This is a genomic window from Actinosynnema sp. NPDC050801 (genome assembly GCF_040673975.1).
Classification (GTDB): domain Bacteria; phylum Actinomycetota; class Actinomycetes; order Mycobacteriales; family Pseudonocardiaceae; genus Actinosynnema.
Genome location: NZ_JBFAQZ010000031.1, coordinates 1 through 16,601, shown reverse-complemented (window position 1 = coordinate 16,601; position 16,601 = coordinate 1). Strand labels below are relative to the sequence as shown.

The 16,601-nt window shown below is 70.1% G+C and carries 11 protein-coding genes; 4 read left to right on the top strand and 7 right to left on the bottom strand.

Annotation, left to right across the window (positions count from 1 at the left end):
- Positions 1–37 precede the first annotated feature (37 nt).
- The 7 genes from araA to AB0K14_RS37225 all read right to left on the bottom strand — a co-directional run bounded on the left by araA (position 38) and on the right by AB0K14_RS37225 (position 11,356).
- Positions 38–1,546, bottom strand: a complete 1,509-nt coding sequence (gene araA / locus AB0K14_RS37255) for an L-arabinose isomerase (RefSeq protein WP_360460014.1) — start codon at positions 1,544–1,546, stop codon at positions 38–40.
- Positions 1,547–1,566: 20 nt separating this feature from the next.
- Positions 1,567–2,220, bottom strand: a complete 654-nt coding sequence (locus AB0K14_RS37250; protein WP_360460016.1) for an L-ribulose-5-phosphate 4-epimerase — start codon at positions 2,218–2,220, stop codon at positions 1,567–1,569.
- Between the two features lie 3 nt (positions 2,221–2,223).
- Positions 2,224–3,879, bottom strand: a complete 1,656-nt coding sequence (araB, locus tag AB0K14_RS37245) for a ribulokinase (RefSeq protein ID WP_360460018.1) — start codon at positions 3,877–3,879, stop codon at positions 2,224–2,226.
- Positions 3,880–4,105: 226 nt separating this feature from the next.
- The gene (locus tag AB0K14_RS37240; protein WP_360460020.1) at positions 4,106–5,092 is read right to left on the bottom strand and encodes a LacI family DNA-binding transcriptional regulator; all 987 of its coding nucleotides are present in this window, start codon (positions 5,090–5,092) and stop codon (positions 4,106–4,108) included.
- Between the two features lie 159 nt (positions 5,093–5,251).
- A complete protein-coding gene (locus AB0K14_RS37235) occupies positions 5,252–6,718 on the bottom strand; it encodes a family 43 glycosylhydrolase (RefSeq protein ID WP_360460022.1) in 1,467 nt (488 codons plus the stop codon).
- Between the two features lie 32 nt (positions 6,719–6,750).
- A complete protein-coding gene (locus tag AB0K14_RS37230; RefSeq protein ID WP_360460024.1) occupies positions 6,751–9,228 on the bottom strand; it encodes an alpha-L-arabinofuranosidase C-terminal domain-containing protein in 2,478 nt (825 codons plus the stop codon).
- A gap of 28 nt (positions 9,229–9,256) precedes the next feature.
- Entirely contained in the window at positions 9,257–11,356 is a 2,100-nt protein-coding gene (locus AB0K14_RS37225) for an immunoglobulin-like domain-containing protein (RefSeq protein ID WP_360460026.1), read from the bottom strand.
- 356 nt (positions 11,357–11,712) lie between these two features.
- Between AB0K14_RS37225 and AB0K14_RS37220 the strand changes: the two genes are divergently transcribed.
- From AB0K14_RS37220 to yjfF, 4 genes are all read left to right on the top strand, one after another.
- A complete protein-coding gene (locus tag AB0K14_RS37220) occupies positions 11,713–12,696 on the top strand; it encodes an ABC transporter substrate-binding protein (RefSeq protein ID WP_360460028.1) in 984 nt (327 codons plus the stop codon).
- A 110-nt stretch (positions 12,697–12,806) separates the two neighbouring features.
- Positions 12,807–14,318 (top strand): sugar ABC transporter ATP-binding protein, encoded by a 1,512-nt coding sequence (locus AB0K14_RS37215; RefSeq protein ID WP_360460038.1) that lies wholly within the window; start codon positions 12,807–12,809, stop codon positions 14,316–14,318.
- On the top strand, positions 14,315–15,295 hold the full coding sequence (locus tag AB0K14_RS37210; protein WP_360460031.1) for an ABC transporter permease: 981 nt from the start codon (positions 14,315–14,317) through the stop codon (positions 15,293–15,295). The genes AB0K14_RS37215 and AB0K14_RS37210 overlap by 4 nt, the downstream gene beginning before the upstream one ends.
- Before the next feature lie 74 nt (positions 15,296–15,369).
- On the top strand, positions 15,370–16,326 hold the full coding sequence (gene yjfF / locus AB0K14_RS37205) for a galactofuranose ABC transporter, permease protein YjfF (protein WP_360460040.1): 957 nt from the start codon (positions 15,370–15,372) through the stop codon (positions 16,324–16,326).
- The last annotated feature ends 275 nt before the right edge of the window (positions 16,327–16,601 follow it).

Sequence of the window (16,601 nt, the reverse complement as noted above, 5' to 3'; positions counted from 1 at the left end):
TCTCCTCGGGGTGGCGGTGGTGCGTGCCCAGGAGCTGCTATCGCAGGCCCTGCGCGAGTCGGAAGTACGCCTGGTTCCAGCGCAGGCGGTCGCTGAACGACGAGGTCGTCGTATCCTTGTCGATGACCACCAGTTCCGTGGCCACCATGTTCGCGAAGTCACGCAGGACCTCCGCGCCCACCGCCTGCGTCATCACGGTGTGGTGCGGACCGCCTGCGGTCAGCCACGACTCGGCCGAAGTGGACAGTGACGGCGCGGGCTTCCACACCGCGCGGGCCACCGGCAGGTTCGGCAGCGGCTCGTCCGGCGGCACGACCTCGACCTCGTTGGCCACCAACCGGAACCGCTCCCCCAGGTCGGCCAACCCCACGACGACGGCCGGACCCGAGGCCGCGTCGAACACCAGCCGCACCGGGTCCTCGCGTCCGCCGATGCCCAGCGCGTGGACCTCGCACGAGGGCCGGTCGGCCGCGATGGTCGGGCAGACCTCCAGCATGTGCGCGCCCAGGATCTTCGGCTCGCCCGGCCCGAAGTGGTAGGTGTAGTCCTCCATGAACGACGTGCCCCGGCCCGTGCCGGTGCCCATCGCCTTGACCGCGGCCAGCAGCGCCGAGGTCTTCCAGTCACCCTCGCCGCCGAAGCCGTAACCGTCGGCCATCAGCCGCTGCACGGCCAGGCCCGGCAGCTGCCGCAGCCCGCCCAGGTCCTCGAAGTTCGTGGTGAACGCGCCGAACCCGCCGTCGGTGAGGAACCGGCGCAGCCCGGCCTCGATGCGGGCCGCGTAGCGCAGCGAGTCGTGCCGCTCCGCGCCCTTGTCCAGCTCCGGCGCGAGCCGGTAGGTGTCGGCGTACTCGGCGACCAGCAGGTCGATCTCGTCGTCGTCGACCGCGTCCACCAGCTCGACCAGGTCGTTCACGCCGTAGGTGTTCACCGACACGCCGAAGCGCAGCTCGGCCTCCACCTTGTCACCCTCGGTCACCGCGACGCCACGCATGTTGTCGCCGAACCGGGCCAACTTCATCCCGTTCAGGTGGCTGTAGCCGGTGGCGGCGCGGACCCAGCCGTCGATCCGCTCGGCCAGCAGCGGGTCACTGGCGTGGCCCGCCACGGTCTTGCGCGGCACGCCGATCCTGGTCTGGATGAACCCGAACTCGCGGTCGCCGTGGGCGGCCTGGTTGAGGTTCATGAAGTCCATGTCGATGGTCGACCACGGCAGCGCCTCGTTGAGCTGCGTGTGCAGGTGCAGCAGCGGCTTGCGCAGCGCGTCCAGCCCGGTGATCCACATCTTGGCGGGCGAGAACGTGTGCATCCACGCGATCACGCCGATGCACGACGGGTCGGCGTTCGCCGCGAGCATCACGTTGCGGATGGCGGCGGTGTCGGTCAGCACCGGCTGCCACACCACCTCCGCGGTGATCCTCCCCGACTCGGTGAGCATCCGCTGGATCTGCTGTGACTGCTGGGCAACCTGCTCTAGCGTGTCCGGGCCGTAGAGGTGCTGGCTCCCGGTCAGGAACCAGACCTGCGGCTTCCCAGCAGGCGACATGCGGGGCTCCCCTCGTGGGCTCATTGCCCGTAGACGTTCTGGTAGCGCGCGTAAAGGCTGTCGACGTGGTGCTGCTCGATCGGCTTCGGCGTGCCCAGCTGGTGTGCGAAGTGGACGGTGCGCGCCACGTCCTCCAGCATCACCGCGGCCTTCACCGCCGCACGGGCGTCCTTGCCGATCGTGAACGGGCCGTGGTTGCGCATAAGCACCGCGGGCGAGCGGCTGTCGCGCAGCGTCTCCACGATGCCCTGGCCGATCGAGTCGTCGCCGATGAGCGCGAACGGGCCGACCGGGATGTCGCCGCCGAACTCGTCGGCGATCATGGTGAGCACGCACGGGATCGGCTCGCCGCGAGCCGCCCACGCCGTGGCGTACGGGGAGTGCGTGTGCACCACTCCCCCGACCTCGGGCATGTGCCGGTACACGTAGGCGTGCGCGGCGGTGTCGGAGGACGGCGAGTGGTCGCCCTCCACCAGCTCGCCGTGCAGGTCGGTGACGACCATGGCCTCGGGGGTCAGCTCGTCGTAGGACACCCCGGACGGCTTGATGACCATCAGGTCCTGGCCCGGCACGCGGGCCGAGACGTTGCCCGCGGTCCAGATCACCAGCTCGTAGCGGGTCAGCTCGCGGTGCAGGTCGGCGACCGTGCGCCGCAGGTCGGCAACGGCGGACATCGGCTACTCCCCCTTGGCGGCGCGCCGGCGCGCCTTCAGCCGGTGCATGACCTCGTTCACGCCACGACCGAAGTAGTCGTGCAGCTCCTGGTACTCCACGAACATCCGCTCGTAGGCCTCGACGTTCTCCGGGATCGGCAGGTACGCCCCGCGCTTGATCGAACCCATCGACTGGGCCGCCTCGCGGATGTCCTCGTAGGCCTTCGCCGCCACGGCCGCGTGCATCGCCGAGCCGAGCGCGGGGCCCTGCTCGGAGCCGATCACCGACAGCGGCAGGTTCGTCACGTCGGCGTAGATCTGCATCAGCAGCGGGTTGCGCAGCAGGCCGCCCGCGATCACCAGCTCGGTCACCGGGATGCCCGCGTCGGTGTAGGAGTCCACGATCACGCGCGTGCCGAAGGCGGTGGCCTCCAGCAGGGCGCGGTAGGTGTCCTCGGCGCGGGTGGCCAGCGTCTGCCCGACCACCACGCCCGACAGCTCGTGGTCCACCAGCACCGAGCGGTTGCCGCTGTGCCAGTCCAGCGCGATCAGGCCGTGCTCGCCGATGCGCTGCTGCGCGGCCAGCTCGGTCAGCAGCTCGTGCACCGAGATGCCCCGGGCCCGCGCCTGCTCGTGGTACTCCGGCGGCACGTTGTGGTCCACGAACCAGCCGAAGATGTCGCCCACGCCGCTCTGCCCGGACTCGTAGCCCCACAGACCGGGCACGATCCCGCCCTCGACCACGCCGCACATGCCCGGCACGTCGGCCAGCACGTCGGCGTTCATCACGTGGCACGTGGAGGTGCCCATGATCGCGACCATCTGGCCGGGCTCGACGGCCCGCGCGGCGGGCGCGGTCACGTGCGCGTCGACGTTGCCCACGGCCACCGCGATGCCGGGCTTGAGGCCGGTCCACCCGGCGGCCTGCTCGGTGAGCCCGCCCGCCCGGTCGCCGAGCTGGCCGAGCGGGTGGTCGAGCTTGTCGGTGACGAAGCCCGCGAAGTCGGGGTTGAGCGCGGCCAGGAACTCGTCGGACGGGTAACCGTCCTGGTAGATGCCCTTGTAGCCGGCGGTGCAGGCGTTGCGCACGTAGGCGCCGGCGAGCTGCCAGACGATCCAGTCGGCGGCCTCGACCCAGTGGTCCATCGCCGCGTAGACCTCGGGCGCCTCTTCGAGCAGCTGCAGGCCCTTGGCGAACTCCCACTCCGAGGAGATCAGGCCGCCGTAGCGGGGCAGCCAACCCTCACCGCGCTGCTCGGCCAGGTGGTTGATCCGGTCGGCCTGCGGCTGGGCCGCGTGGTGCTTCCACAGCTTCACGTACGCGTGCGGGTTGTCGGCGAACTCGGGCAGCTCGTTGAGCGGCGTGCCGTCGGCCTTGACCGGGACCATCGTGCACGCGGTGAAGTCGGTGCCGATGCCGATCACGTCGGCCGGGTCCACCCCCGCGTCCGCGATCGCCGCGGGCACGGCGTGCTTGAGCACGTCCACGTAGTCCTGCGGCACCTGCAACGCCCAGTCCGGGGGCAACGGGCGCCCGTCGGGCAGGGCGCGGTCCAGCACGCCGTGCCGGTAGTCGTGCACCGCGGTGCCGAGTTCGAGGCCGTCGCGCACCCGCACGACCACCGCGCGGCCGGACAACGTGCCGAAGTCGACACCCACCACCAATGGATCGCTCGCCATGGTGAGGAGTGTTATCGCTAACATTCATCACGTCAAGACCTGCCCGCAACGTGGCCTTAAAGACCAGGTGAGCGTGCACAATCGTGATGTTCGTCGGCCGGGGCACCCGGTCCGCGGCCCGACCACAGCCTAGGGGTGATCGGGCCGCGCGCGGAGCCGCGAACGGGCGGAGACGGTACGAAAATGTTGCGGTGCCCGCGGGACCGGGTGCACGAGCCGGACGACGTCACTGCACGGGCGGCGCCACGCTGTCCCGCTTGACCAGCGCCGGCGCGACGGTGCGCTGCGGCGCGCCCACGTCGCCGTCGCCGACCTGGGCCAGCAGCAGCTCCAGGGTCTCCTTGGCGACGGCGTGGAAGTCCGGGCGGATGGTCGTCAGCGGCGGGATGAAGTACGCCGCCTCCGGCACGTCGTCGAACCCCACGATGCTCACGTCGTGCGGCACCCGGCGACCGCGCTCGCTCATCGCGCGCAGGATGCCCAGCGCCAGGTGGTCGTTCGCCGCGAAGATGGCGGTGACCTCCGGCATGCGGGCCAGCATCTGGCCCGCGCGGTAGCCGGAGGCCGCGCTCCAGTCCGCGGGCACGACCGGCGGCACCTCCAGGCCCGCCGCCTCCAGCGCCGACCGCCAACCCCTTATGCGGCCGAGGCTGTCGAACCAGTCCGACGGGCCCGAGACGTGCCACACCGTGCGGTGGCCCGCGTCGAGCAGGTGGGTGGTCGCCGCGAACGCGCCCGCCGCCTGGTCGACGGTCACCAGCGGGGTGGAGCGCTCCGGGTCGCCGTCCACCGTGACCAGCGGGATGCCGGCGGACACGGCGCCGACCGCGTCGTTGGCCGAGGCGGTCGGCGCGATGACCACTATCCCGGCGACCCGCTGGTCCCGGTGGCGCTCCACGGCGTCGGAGATGGAGTTGCGGTCCAGCACGTTGACCCGGCCCACGCTCACCGCGAACCCCGCCTCGGCCGCCGCCGTCTCGAACGCCGCGAGCAGCGACGCGGGGCCGTAGAGCGTCGAGTTCTGCGCCACCACCCCGATCAGCTGGGACCGGCCGGTGACCAGCGCGCGGGCCGCCTTGTTGGGCCGGTAGCCCAACTCCGCGATGGCCGCGCGCACGCGCAGCCGGGTCTGCTCCCGGACGTTGGGGTGCCCGTTGAGCACCCTCGACACCGTCTGGTGCGAGACCCCGGCGAGCCGGGCGACATCCGTCATCGCGGGATCGCGCGAGGTCCTGTGCTCCACTACCGCCCCATCTCCCTGTTGACACTGCAGCCTGTAGAACTGGATGTTAGCGATAACACATCGCGATCACCGACAGGCGTTCCGGGTCCATTGTCCACCAGAGACCGTTCCCACCTGCGCAGGGACGCGTCATCCCAACCGAAAAGTCGCACGCTCCCGGGCGCGCCGGTCGCCGCCCGGCTTGGCCACCACCAGCCGCCCCGTGTCGTGCGCGAGGTAGGCGTCCGGGTCGGCGACCAGCCGCAGCGACACCGCGTCGCGGTCGGTCAGGCCCGGCGCCCGGACGAACGACGCGGCCCGCCCGTAGGCGTCGGCGTCCTCGTACGGGTCGATCCGGACCACGCCGCCGTCGACCCGGGCGTAGCGGTCCGGGAAGTTGACCGACTGCAGCGCCACCGTGCCCGCGCCGAGGAAGCCGGGCACGAACCGGAACTGCGAGTCGCCCAGGTCGCGCACGTTGCCGTCCACCCGCAGCTTGTACTCGAAGTGCCGCACGAACAGCTGCGGCGCGTCCGCGGGCGACAGCCGCACCACCGGCCCGCCCTTGCCGACCGGCACGCCGAAGTTGGGCGTGCCGTCGGCGTTCCAGTGCAGCTTCTGCACCCTGGTGTGCCGGTTCGGGTCGAACAGCGGGTCGCCGGTGATGGCCCGGTAGTCACGCGCGTGGTAGACCAGCACGTCCTGGTCGCCGACCGTGGTGAACGAGTTGTGCCCCGGGCCGTACTGCCTGGTGGCGTCGTTCGTGGTGAAGATCGGCGTGGGCGTCTTGGTCCACGACCGCGCGTCGAGCAGGTTGGCGTTCTCGTCCGCGGTGAGCAGCCCCATGCAGTAGCGGGCGTCGGTGGCGCTGGCGGAGAAGGTCACGAAGACCCGGCCGTTGCGGATGAGCACCGCCGCGCCCTCGTTGACCCGGAAGCCCTGGACCTCCCAGTCCAGCGTGGGCGTGGCGATGCGCACCGGCGTGGTCTTCAGCGCCAGGGGCGAGGCCATCTCGGCGATGTAGAGGTTGGTGTTGGTGTCGATGCCCGGCTCGTGCTGCGCCCACAGGAAGTACCGCTTGCCGCGGTGCTCGAACGTGGTCGCGTCGAGGGTGAAGGTCTCCCAGGCGGTGACCACCTGGCCCTTGAGCTCCCAGCCGCCCTCGCGCGGGTCGTCCTTGGCCGATTCCAGCACGTAGGTGCGGATGCGGAACGGGTCGTCGGAGTCGCCCGCGGCGAAGTAGACGTACCACTTGCCGTCGATGCGGTGCAGCTCCGGCGCCCAGATGTAGCCGCCCATCTTCCCGGACGACGGCCGCCGCCAGATCGTGCGCTCACGGGCGTCGGCGAGGCCGTCCAGGGTGGCCGCGCCCCGGATCACCACCCGGTCGTACTCGGGCACCGAGCCGGTCAGGTAGTACATGCCGTTCACCGGACGGGTGATGAACGGGTCGGCGCGCTGCTCGACCAGCGGGTTGCGGGTGGGCAACCCGCCCGCGGCGGCCGCGGCGGCCTCGGGCTCGCCCTGCGCGGAGACGGCCGACGCGGAGGCGGTCAGGCCGCCCACCACGACCAGCGCGCCGCCGGCGCGGAACAGGCTTCTGCGGTCGAGGGTCACGGGAGCTCCAATCGCGGACGTGCTGGGCGGGGTCATCGGCGGCGGTCCTTGATGCGCAGGAACGTGACCGAGTTCGGCGGGAACGTGTGGGTGAACGAGCTCGACACCCGCATCTGCGTCTGCCTGGCCTTGACCGGCTGGGTGAACTCGGTGTTCACGTCGTCCGGCAGGCCCTCCAGCACGGTGGCCGCGGCGGTGGGCACCACCCAGGTGCGCCGGCCCAGGTCGATCTTCGTGCGGGCCGCGGTCGACTGCGCGTTGACCACCTTGACGATCAGCTCGCCGGTCGCCTCGTCCCGGGTGACGACCTGGCGGAACGGCTCGGGGTTCTTGTTCGCCTCGTCGGTGAACTCGGCCCACACCCGCCCGTCGATGAACAGCTTCACGGTGCGGTCGCGCACCTCGATCCGCAGGTCGTACGTGCGGCCGGTCTCGATCTTCGTGTCGTCGGCGTGGAACACGCGCGACGAGTTGCCGCCGTCCACGGCGGACCGGGTGTTGTTCCAGCCGCCGAGGTTCCACCAGAACGGGTTGCCCGCGCCGTTCACCGCGAACGGGATCAGGAAGCCCTCGCTGCCGGACAGCTTGGTGGCCTTGACGCTGACGGTGAAGTTGTTCCACGTCGGGTCGCCCGCGGTCATCAGGGGGTTGGTCACCGCGGTGTCGGACTGCACGAAGCGCCCGTCCACCACGCCCCAGTTGCCCGCGCCGTTGCCCGTCCACTCGCCCGTGTCGACCGAGAAGTCGTCGGAGAACAGCTCCCGGCCGTCGGCGGAGGTGACCTTGACGTCGTCGTAGGCCACGGAGGTGGCCCAGGAGGACAGGCCGATGGCGCCGGTGATCGGCGTGGGGCTCCACGGCGTGCCGGAGGCGGTGCTCTTGACGACGTGGTCGCCCACGTTGGTCATGAACAGCTTCTGCACCTCGTAGGAGGTCGAGCCCCACGACGCGTGGTTGTTGAACCAGATCATGTCGGGCCGCCACTGCACGTAGTCCTCGTTGGCCAGCAGCGGCGCGTAGGAGGCCAGCTTCACGACGTCCGCGTTGCGCTCCAGGCCGGTCATGAACGCGGCCTCGGCCAGCGCGTTGGCGTACCGGTTGTCCTGCGAGGCGTACTCGCCCAGGAACACCTTGGGCCCGTTGCGGTCGTAGCTGTCGTACCGGTCGTTGTTCTCCAGGAACCAGCTCGGGCTGTTGTAGTAGTGCTCGTCCACCATGTCGACGCCCGCGTCGCGGTTGAGCTGCCACAGGCGGTCGAAGTTGGCGCCGGTGTCGTCCGGGCCGGAGTTGCTCACGACCGTGATGTCCGGGTACCTCGCCTCGATGGCGGCGCGGAACCGGCTGAACCGGCTGAAGAACTCTTCCGCCAGGTTCTCCTCGTTGCCGACGGCGATGTGCGTGAGCCCGAACGGCTCGGGGTGGCCCATCTCGGCCCGCTTGCGGCCCCACGTGGAGTCGGCGGGGCCGTTGGCGTACTCGATCAGGTCGAGCGTGTCCTGGATGTGCCGCTGGAGCAGCGCCGGGTCGTCGGTGGCGCGGTTCTGGCCGCAGCCGGTGACCAGGGCGGGCACCACGGGCAGCGGCATCGCGCCGACGTCCTCGGAGAACTGGAAGTACTCGTGGTAGCCCAGGCCGTAGGACTGGTTGTAGCCCCAGAAGTTCCAGTTGGTGGCGCGTTGCTCGACCGGGCCGATGGTGTCCTTCCACTGGAAGGAGCGGCGGCGCTCGAAGCCGGGCGCCTCGTAGCCCTGGTGGCTACCGGTGTTGACCAGGCACCCGCCGGGGAAGCGGACGAAGCCGGGTTCGAGCGCGGCGATCTTCTCCGCCAGGTCCTTGCGCAGGCCGTGGCCCTTGAAGGTGTCCTGGGGGAACAGGGACACCATGTCCAGCCGCAGCGTGCCGGAGCCGCCCGCGTCGAGCAGCAGTCGACCGGTGGTGGACGACTCGCGCGCGGTGAACGTGCCGGTGTACTTGGTCCAGCCGTCGCCGGTGACCTCGACCTCCAGCGGCGGCGCGAGGTCCCGGCCGGCCGGGTCGGTCAGGCCGACGTGCACCGGCGTGCCGCCGGGCTGGTCCGTGCGCGCCCAGGTGGAGAAGTCGTAGCGCTTGCCCTTCTCCACGTTGACGCCCGAGTTGTAGCCGGAGTTGATCACGCCCGCGGGCAGGCCGAGGCGCAGGTGGTTGCGGTTGCGCTCGTTCATCCGGGCGTCGTCGTCCACCACGTCGAGCGTGCCGCCGGTCGGCGCCCACCCGGTCAGGGGCGTGTAGGCGGCGTTGTCGGCGGTGCTGTACTCGAACGACCGGTTCTGCACCAGCTCGGCGTACAGGCCGCCGTCGGCGGCGCGGTTGATGTCCTCGAAGAAGACCCCGTACATGGTGTCGTCGATCGCCGCGCCCTTGGCGGTGGGGTCGATCGAGAGGGTGTAGTCGGTGTCTGCGGCCGTGCCCGATGCGGGCACCGCGACGAGCAGGCTCGCGGCGAGCGCCGCGGCCATCACAACGCGGGACATGCGTGCTCCAGTGCTCCGGTGCGGGAGGTCAGGGGAAGGCGGCGCGGACGCGGTCGAGTTCGGCCTTGGTGACGGGCAGCACGGTGCCGTGCCGCGGACGGCTGGGCAGTTGGTAGCCGGTGGCGAGGGTCCACCGGCCGGAGGAGAGGTCGGTGGTCTCGAACGGCACGTAGCCGCGGCCGCCGAACTCGTCGATGAACAGGTACCAGCGGTCCTCGGTGTTGGACTTGAACACCGTCGGGCCCTCGCCCTGGTTGACCGAACCCTTGCCGATGCAGTCGGCGACGAAGTCGTACGAGGTGTCGCGCAGGTGCGCCGACTTCTCCGCGAGGATGAACTTGCTGCACGGCGTGGTGGACGTGTTGTTCCGCTCGTCCTTGGTGAACCGGTAGTACTCGTCGCCGTGCTTGATCACGGTCGAGTCGATGACCGAGTAACCCGGGTCGACCCACACCTGCGGCTCGCTGAACGTGCGGAAGTCGCGCGTGGTCGCGTACAGCATCTTGTTGTAGGTGTTGCCCGTGTGCCCGGGGTCGTTGGCGGCGTAGACCTTCGAGGCCCAGAACACGACGTACGCGCCGATCGAGTCGTCGTAGTACGCCTCCGGCGCCCACGTGTTGCCCGCCGTCTCCGGGGAGACCCGCACGTGGCGCTGCTCGGACCAGTTGACCAGGTCGGTGGACTCCCACACCTCGACGTGCAGGCTGCCCTTGCGCTGCACCAGGTCCCAGTTGCCGTTGCCGCTCATCTTCAGGTCGGTGGCGATGAGGTAGAACTTGTCGCCCTCCGGGGACCGGATGATGAATGGGTCGCGCACGCCCTTGTCGCCGAGCGAGGACGTGAGCACGGGTTTGCCCTGGTTGAGCTCGTCCCAGTGGAGCGCGTCGTTGCCGCGGCTGGCGGCGAGGTAGACCTGCTCGCCGGTGGCCGTGCCCTCGCCGGTGAAGTAGCCGAACAGGTAACCCTCGTAGGCCTGCTGCTCGGGCAGCGGGAGCACGGTGACCTTGAACTTCTTGCGGGTGGTCTCCTCGCCGGCGCGGATCTCCGCGGTGAGCTGCACCTTGACCGGCTTCCCGCCGGACGCGGGCCGGGTGACCTCGCCGGTGGGCGTGATCACCCCCGGCTTGTTGCTCTTCCACGTGATCGCGGTGCCGTGCAGGCCGGTGGCGGGCAGGGTGATGTTGCCGCGGATGCCGTCGGCGTCCCACACCACCAGCGCGGCGTCGGCCTCGGCGACCTTCTCGTCGTCGGTGAGCTCCGGTCGCACGGTCACCCGGAAGGCGCGGGTCTGGTCGAACGCGGTCGCGGTGAGCGTCACGGTCGCGGGCGCGCTGCCCGGCGCGGGACGGGTTACGACACCCGTGGTGGACACGACGGCGGGGTCACCGGACTGCCAGGTGATCGCGGAGCCGTACGGGCCGGTGGTCGGGAGGGTGAGGTCCTCCGTCACGGCGGAGGTGTCGCCGAGGTCGATGGCGGCCAGGTCGCGGCGGCCCTTCTCGTCGTCGGGGATGAAACCGAGGTCGTGCGCCTCGGCGGCGGTGAGGGCCCGGTCGTAGAGGCGGAACTCGCGGACCGAGCCCTTGAGGTACCGGTCTCCGCTGTACACCGAGCGGCCGATGTAGTTGGCCGTCGTCGAGCCGCCGCCGATCATGGCCGGGGTGATCGTGACGCCGGTCTTGCGCGCCACCTCGACGCCGTCCTCGTACAGCACGGCGGTACCGCCGCCGAGCGTGTAGGTAAGCGTTTTCCAGACGCCCCTGGCAAGATCGCGCCCGGCCGTCACGGTCTGCTCCGTGGACCAGTTGCCGGTGGCGATGGACGACCGGTACGCGTTGCCGGTGGTGAACAGGTAGCCGTCACCGAACGTGCCCGACGAGTTACCCAGACCGTAGATGAAGTACGGCGCCGCCTGGTCCGGCGCGATGCGCACCTGGAGTGAGACGCTGACCTCGGTCAGGCCGCGCAGGACGTGGTCGGGCAGCTTCACGTGGCCGTTGACACCGCCCAGGCGGAGGCCGTCGACCCCTCCGGGGGTGGCGTCGCCGATAACGGTTCCGTTGCGACCACCGCCCGAGGTGTCGGCCACGACTGCGCCGTCCGTTCCGGTGAGGGGATAGTGCAGCACGAGGCCATCGGCGGCCGAGGCGGGCGAGGCGCTCAAAGCCGCCGCGGCCAGCGCTGCGACGAGGGTCGCGACGAAGGTGCGTGGGCGATGACGAAGGGTGACCATGGGGCGTCGCTCTCGTCTTGCGCGCGGCACGGGGCCGCGGATGAACGGGGCATCCGGAAGGTTCAGGTGGGCTGTGTCACAAAAGTGAGCGCTAACATACGACCGCCCTAACAAACGTGTCAAGGATGCGAAGTTGACGTTTCCGGGGGGTTGACGGGCCGATTGTGAGCGTTCACTCTTGTGCCCCAGGTGACCACCGTCACGCGGTTCGCCGTCCCGTCAGTGTCTCGGGTTCACACGGAGGAAGACCAGTGTTGAAGAAGATCACGACCGCCGCCGCCGCGGTCTTGTTGGCCGCGTTGACCGCGTGCGGGTCCGGTGGATCCGGGGACGCGGGATCGTCCGGCGCTCCCAAGGCCAACGACGACGGCAAGATCACGATGGGCTTCGCCCAGGTGGGCGCCGAGAGCGGCTGGCGCACCGCGAACACCAAGTCGATCCAGGAGGAGGCGACCGCCGCCGGGGTCGAGCTGAAGTTCTCCGACGCGCAGCAGAAGCAGGAGAACCAGATCAAGGCGATCCGGTCCTACATCCAGCAGAAGGTGGACGTCATCGCCTTCAGCCCGGTGGTGGAGACCGGCTGGGACACCGTGCTGCTCGAGGCCAAGCGCGCGAACATCCCGGTGATCCTGACCGACCGCGCGATCGACTCGGACGACACGTCGCTGTACAAGACCTTCCTCGGTTCCGACTTCGTCGAGGAGGGCAAGAAGGCCGGCGAGTGGCTGAAGGCCAACGCGGCGGGCGCGAAGAACGTGGTCGAGCTCCAGGGCACGACCGGCGCGGCGCCGGCGATCGACCGCAAGAAGGGCTTCGAGGACGCCATCAAGGGCACGGACCTGAAGATCGTGGCCACCCAGACCGGTGACTTCACGCGGTCGGGCGGCAAGCAGGTCATGGAGGCGTTCCTGAAGGCGCAGCCGCAGATCGACGTGGTCTACGCGCACAACGACGACATGGGCCTGGGCGCGATCGAGGCCATCAAGGCCGCGGGCAAGGTGCCGGGCAAGGACATCAAGATCATCACCGTGGACGCGGTGAAGGACGGCATGACCGCCCTGGCCGCCGGTGAGATCAACTTCATCGTCGAGTGCAACCCGCTGCTGGGCAAGCAGCTGATGGAGCTCGCCAAGAAGGTCGTGGCGGGCGAGGAGGTGCCGGCTCGGGTCGTGACCGTGGAGGGCACCTTCACCACCGAGCAGGCCAAGACCGAGCTGCCCAACCGCAAGTACTGAGCCGCGGGCACTGATCACAGACTGCGGCCCCCGCCACCCGCCGAGCGTGGTGGCGGGGGCCGCACCCAGCGTGTGAGGGGAGTTGTCCGGTGACCGAGCCGGTCGTGGACATGCGGGGCATCTCGGTGGAGTTCCCCGGCGTGAAAGCGTTGCAAGAGGTGGATTTCCGGCTGTTCCCGGGCGAGGTCCACGCGTTGATGGGTGAGAACGGGGCCGGCAAGTCCACGCTCATCAAGGCGCTGACCGGGGTGCACCCGCTCGCGGCGGGCGAGATCCGCTACGCGGGCGAGTCCGTGCTGTTCCACCGTCCCGCGCAGGCGCAGGCCGTCGGGATCAGCACGGTGTACCAAGAGGTCAACCTGTGCGCGAACCTGACCGTGGCGGAGAACATCCTGCTCGGGCGGGAGCCGCGCAAGTTCGGCCGCATCGACGGCAAGGCGATGCGCGCCCGCGCCGCGCAGCTGCTGGCACGCATCGGGCTGCACATCGACCCCGCGTCGGTGCTGGAGAGCCACCCGATCGCGGTGCAGCAGCTGGTCGCGATCGCGCGCGCGGTGGCCGTGGACGCCCGGGTGCTCGTGCTGGACGAGCCGACGTCGAGCCTGGACGTCGACGAGGTCGCGGAGCTGTTCCGGATCATCCGGGTGCTGCGCGACGAGGGTGTCGCGGTGCTGTTCGTGACGCACTTCCTGGAGCAGGTGTACGAGATCTCCGACCGGATCACGGTGCTGCGCAACGGCCGCCTGGTCGGCGAGCACGCCACCGCGACGTTCAGCCGGATCGACCTGGTGTCGGCGATGCTGGGCCGCGAGATGGGCCTGCTGGAGGAGATCGAGCGCCGTTCCGGCGCGCCGGGCGAGTCGCTGCTGGTGGCCGAGGGCCTGGGCCGCAAGGGCTCGGTGGCGCCGTTCGACCTGGAGATCAGGGCGGGCGAGGTGGTGGGGCTGGCCGGGTTGCTCGGGTCGGGCCGCACCGAGGTGGCGAGGTTGCTGTTCGGCGCGGACAAGGCCGACTCCGGGCGGTTGATGGTCGGCGGCAAGCCGCTGCGGCTGAACGGGCCCCGCGCCGCGATCGACGCGGGTATCGCGTTCTCCTCGGAGGACCGCAAGGCCGAGGGCATCGTGGCCGACCTGAGCGTGCGGGACAACCTGATCCTGGCGATGCAGGCCGCGCGCGGCTGGGCGCGGCCGGTGCCGCGCAAGCTCGCCGACGAGCTGGTCGCCAAGTACATCGAGCTGCTGGACATCCGGCCCGCCGACCCGGAGCGGGCGGTCGGCAACCTGTCGGGCGGCAACCAGCAGAAGGTGCTGCTCGCGCGGTGGCTGGTGACCAAGCCGAAGTTGTTGATCCTGGACGAGCCGACGCGCGGCATCGACGTGGGCGCGAAGGCGCAGATCCAGAAGGTGGTCGCCGACCTGGCCGCGGAAGGCATGGCGGTGCTGTTCATCTCCGCCGAGTTGGAGGAGGTGGTGCGCGTGTCCGACCGGGTGGTCGTGATGCGCGACCGGCAGAAGGTCGCCGAGCTGGACGGTGACGTGGGCGTGGACGACGTGATGGCGCTCATCGCGGGCGGCGGCGACCACGGTGTGGACAAGGGTGTGGAGAAGGCGGTGGTGTCGTGAAGAACCGACTGCTCTGGCCGGTGCTGGCGCTGGTCGCGCTGCTCGTGCTGAACGTGGTGGTGACGCCGTCGTTCTTCTCGTTGCGGCTGCAGGACGGGCACCTGTTCGGCAGCTTGATCGACATCCTGCGCAACGGCGCGCCGACGCTGCTGATCGCGTTGGGCATGACGCTGGTGATCGCGACCCGCGGCATCGACCTGTCGGTCGGCGCGGTGGCGGCCATCGCGGGCGCGGTGACGTGCACGCACATCGCCGCCGGCGGCAACCCGTGGGTCGCCATGGGCCTCGCGCTGGCGCTGTGCGCGGTGCTGGGGCTGTGGAACGGGTTCCTGGTGTCGGTGCTCGGCATCCAGCCGATCATCGCGACGCTGGTGCTGATGACGGCCGGTCGCGGTGTGGCGATGCTGATCACCGAGGGTCAGATCGTGACGGTCGACTCGCCCACGTACCGGCAGATCGGCGCCGGGTTCCTGGTGCTGCCGATCGCGATCCTGATCAGCCTGGCGGTGCTCGGGCTGGTGGCACTGGTGACGCGGCGGACCGCGCTGGGGATGCTGATCGAGTCCGTCGGGGTCAACCCGTCGGCGTCGCGGCTGGCCGGTGTGCGGGCGCGCACGATCATCTGGACGGTGTACGTGTTCGCCGCGCTGTGCGCGGCGGTGGCCGGGTTGATGATCAGCTCGAACGTGAGCGCGGCGGACGCCAACAGCGCCGGGTTGTGGATCGAGATGGACGCGATCCTGGCCGTGGTCATCGGCGGCACGTCGCTGGCGGGCGGTCGGTACTCGTTGACCGGGACGCTGCTCGGGGCGTTGATCATCCAGACGTTGACCACGACGATCTACACGATCGGGGTCGCGCCGGAGATCACGCTGGTGTTCAAGGCGGTCGTGGTGATCGCGGTGTGCCTGGTGCAGGCACCGATTCGGGTTCAGGTTCGTGGTCGGGTACGGGGGAAGCAAGGGGTGCCAGCGTGAAGAGCTCAGCCGTTGTCACGCCGGTCGGCCCGGAGCCGTCCGGCCGGTCCGGGGGTCCCCGGCGCCCGCGCGGGATGGCCGTGAGCGTGCCGAAGCGGTTCCTGCCGGTGATCGCGACGTTCGTGGTGTTCGTGGCCACGTTCGGCGTGGGGTCGGTGCGGTACGAGGGGTTCGCGTCCGGGCAGGTGATGGCGAACCTGTTCATCGACAACGCGTTCCTGATCGTGCTCGCGGTCGGGATGACGTTCGTGATCCTGACCGGCGGCATCGACCTGTCGGTCGGGTCGGTGGTGGCGTTGTCGACGATGATCGCGGCGGCGGCGTTGCAGGCCGGGTGGCCGGCGTGGCTGGTGGTGATCACGGTGCTCGCGGCCGGGTCCGGGCTGGGCCTGGCGATGGGGTGGGTCATCCACCGGTTCGGTGTGCAGCCGTTCATCGTGACGCTGGCGGGCATGTTCCTGGCGCGCGGGCTGTGCTTCGTGATCAGCGTCGAGTCGGTGTCGATCAAGAACCCGACGTTCCGGGACCTGGCGACCGGGACCGTCGAGCTGCCCGGCGGCGTGACCATCACCTACGGCGTGGTGATCGCGCTGGTGGCGGTGCTCGCGGCGGTGTACGTGCTGCACCTGACGCGGTTCGGGCGCACCGTGTACGCGGTGGGTGGGAGCGAGTCGTCGGCGCGGTTGATGGGGTTGGCGACCACGCGGGTGAAGATCGGCGTGTACGTGATCAGCGGGTTCTGCTCGGCGCTCGGCGGGCTGCTGTTCAGCCTGTACATGCTGTCCGGGTACAGCCTGCACGCGGTGGGGATGGAGCTGGACGCCATCGCGGCGGTCGTGGTCGGTGGGAGCCTGCTGTCGGGTGGGGTCGGGTTCGTGATCGGGTCGGTGGTGGGTGTGCTCGTGCTGGGCACGATCCAGACGCTGATCTCGTTCGAGGGCACGTTGTCGTCGTGGTGGACGAAGATCGTCATCGGCGCCCTCCTGCTCGCCTTCATCGCCCTGCAACGAATCATCGTCCGCCGCACCTGACGCACACGCGCGTGTCCTACGTTCAGAACGGGCGTGTCCTACGTTCAGGACCCGCGAGTCGAACGTTCAGGACGGGCGAGTCGAACGCTCAGGGCCCGAGAGTTCTACGTTCGGGACGTGTGGGTTCGGCGCTCGGGTCCGGCTCGATTTGACATGGGGCCCTTACGGGCACCCCAGGCTGGCCAAAGCCGGGCAGGCACGGCGGGGAAAAGCGTCCCGCCCTGCCTGCCCGGCTTCGTCCAGCCTAAGGCACCCGAACCCATGTCAAATCGGGC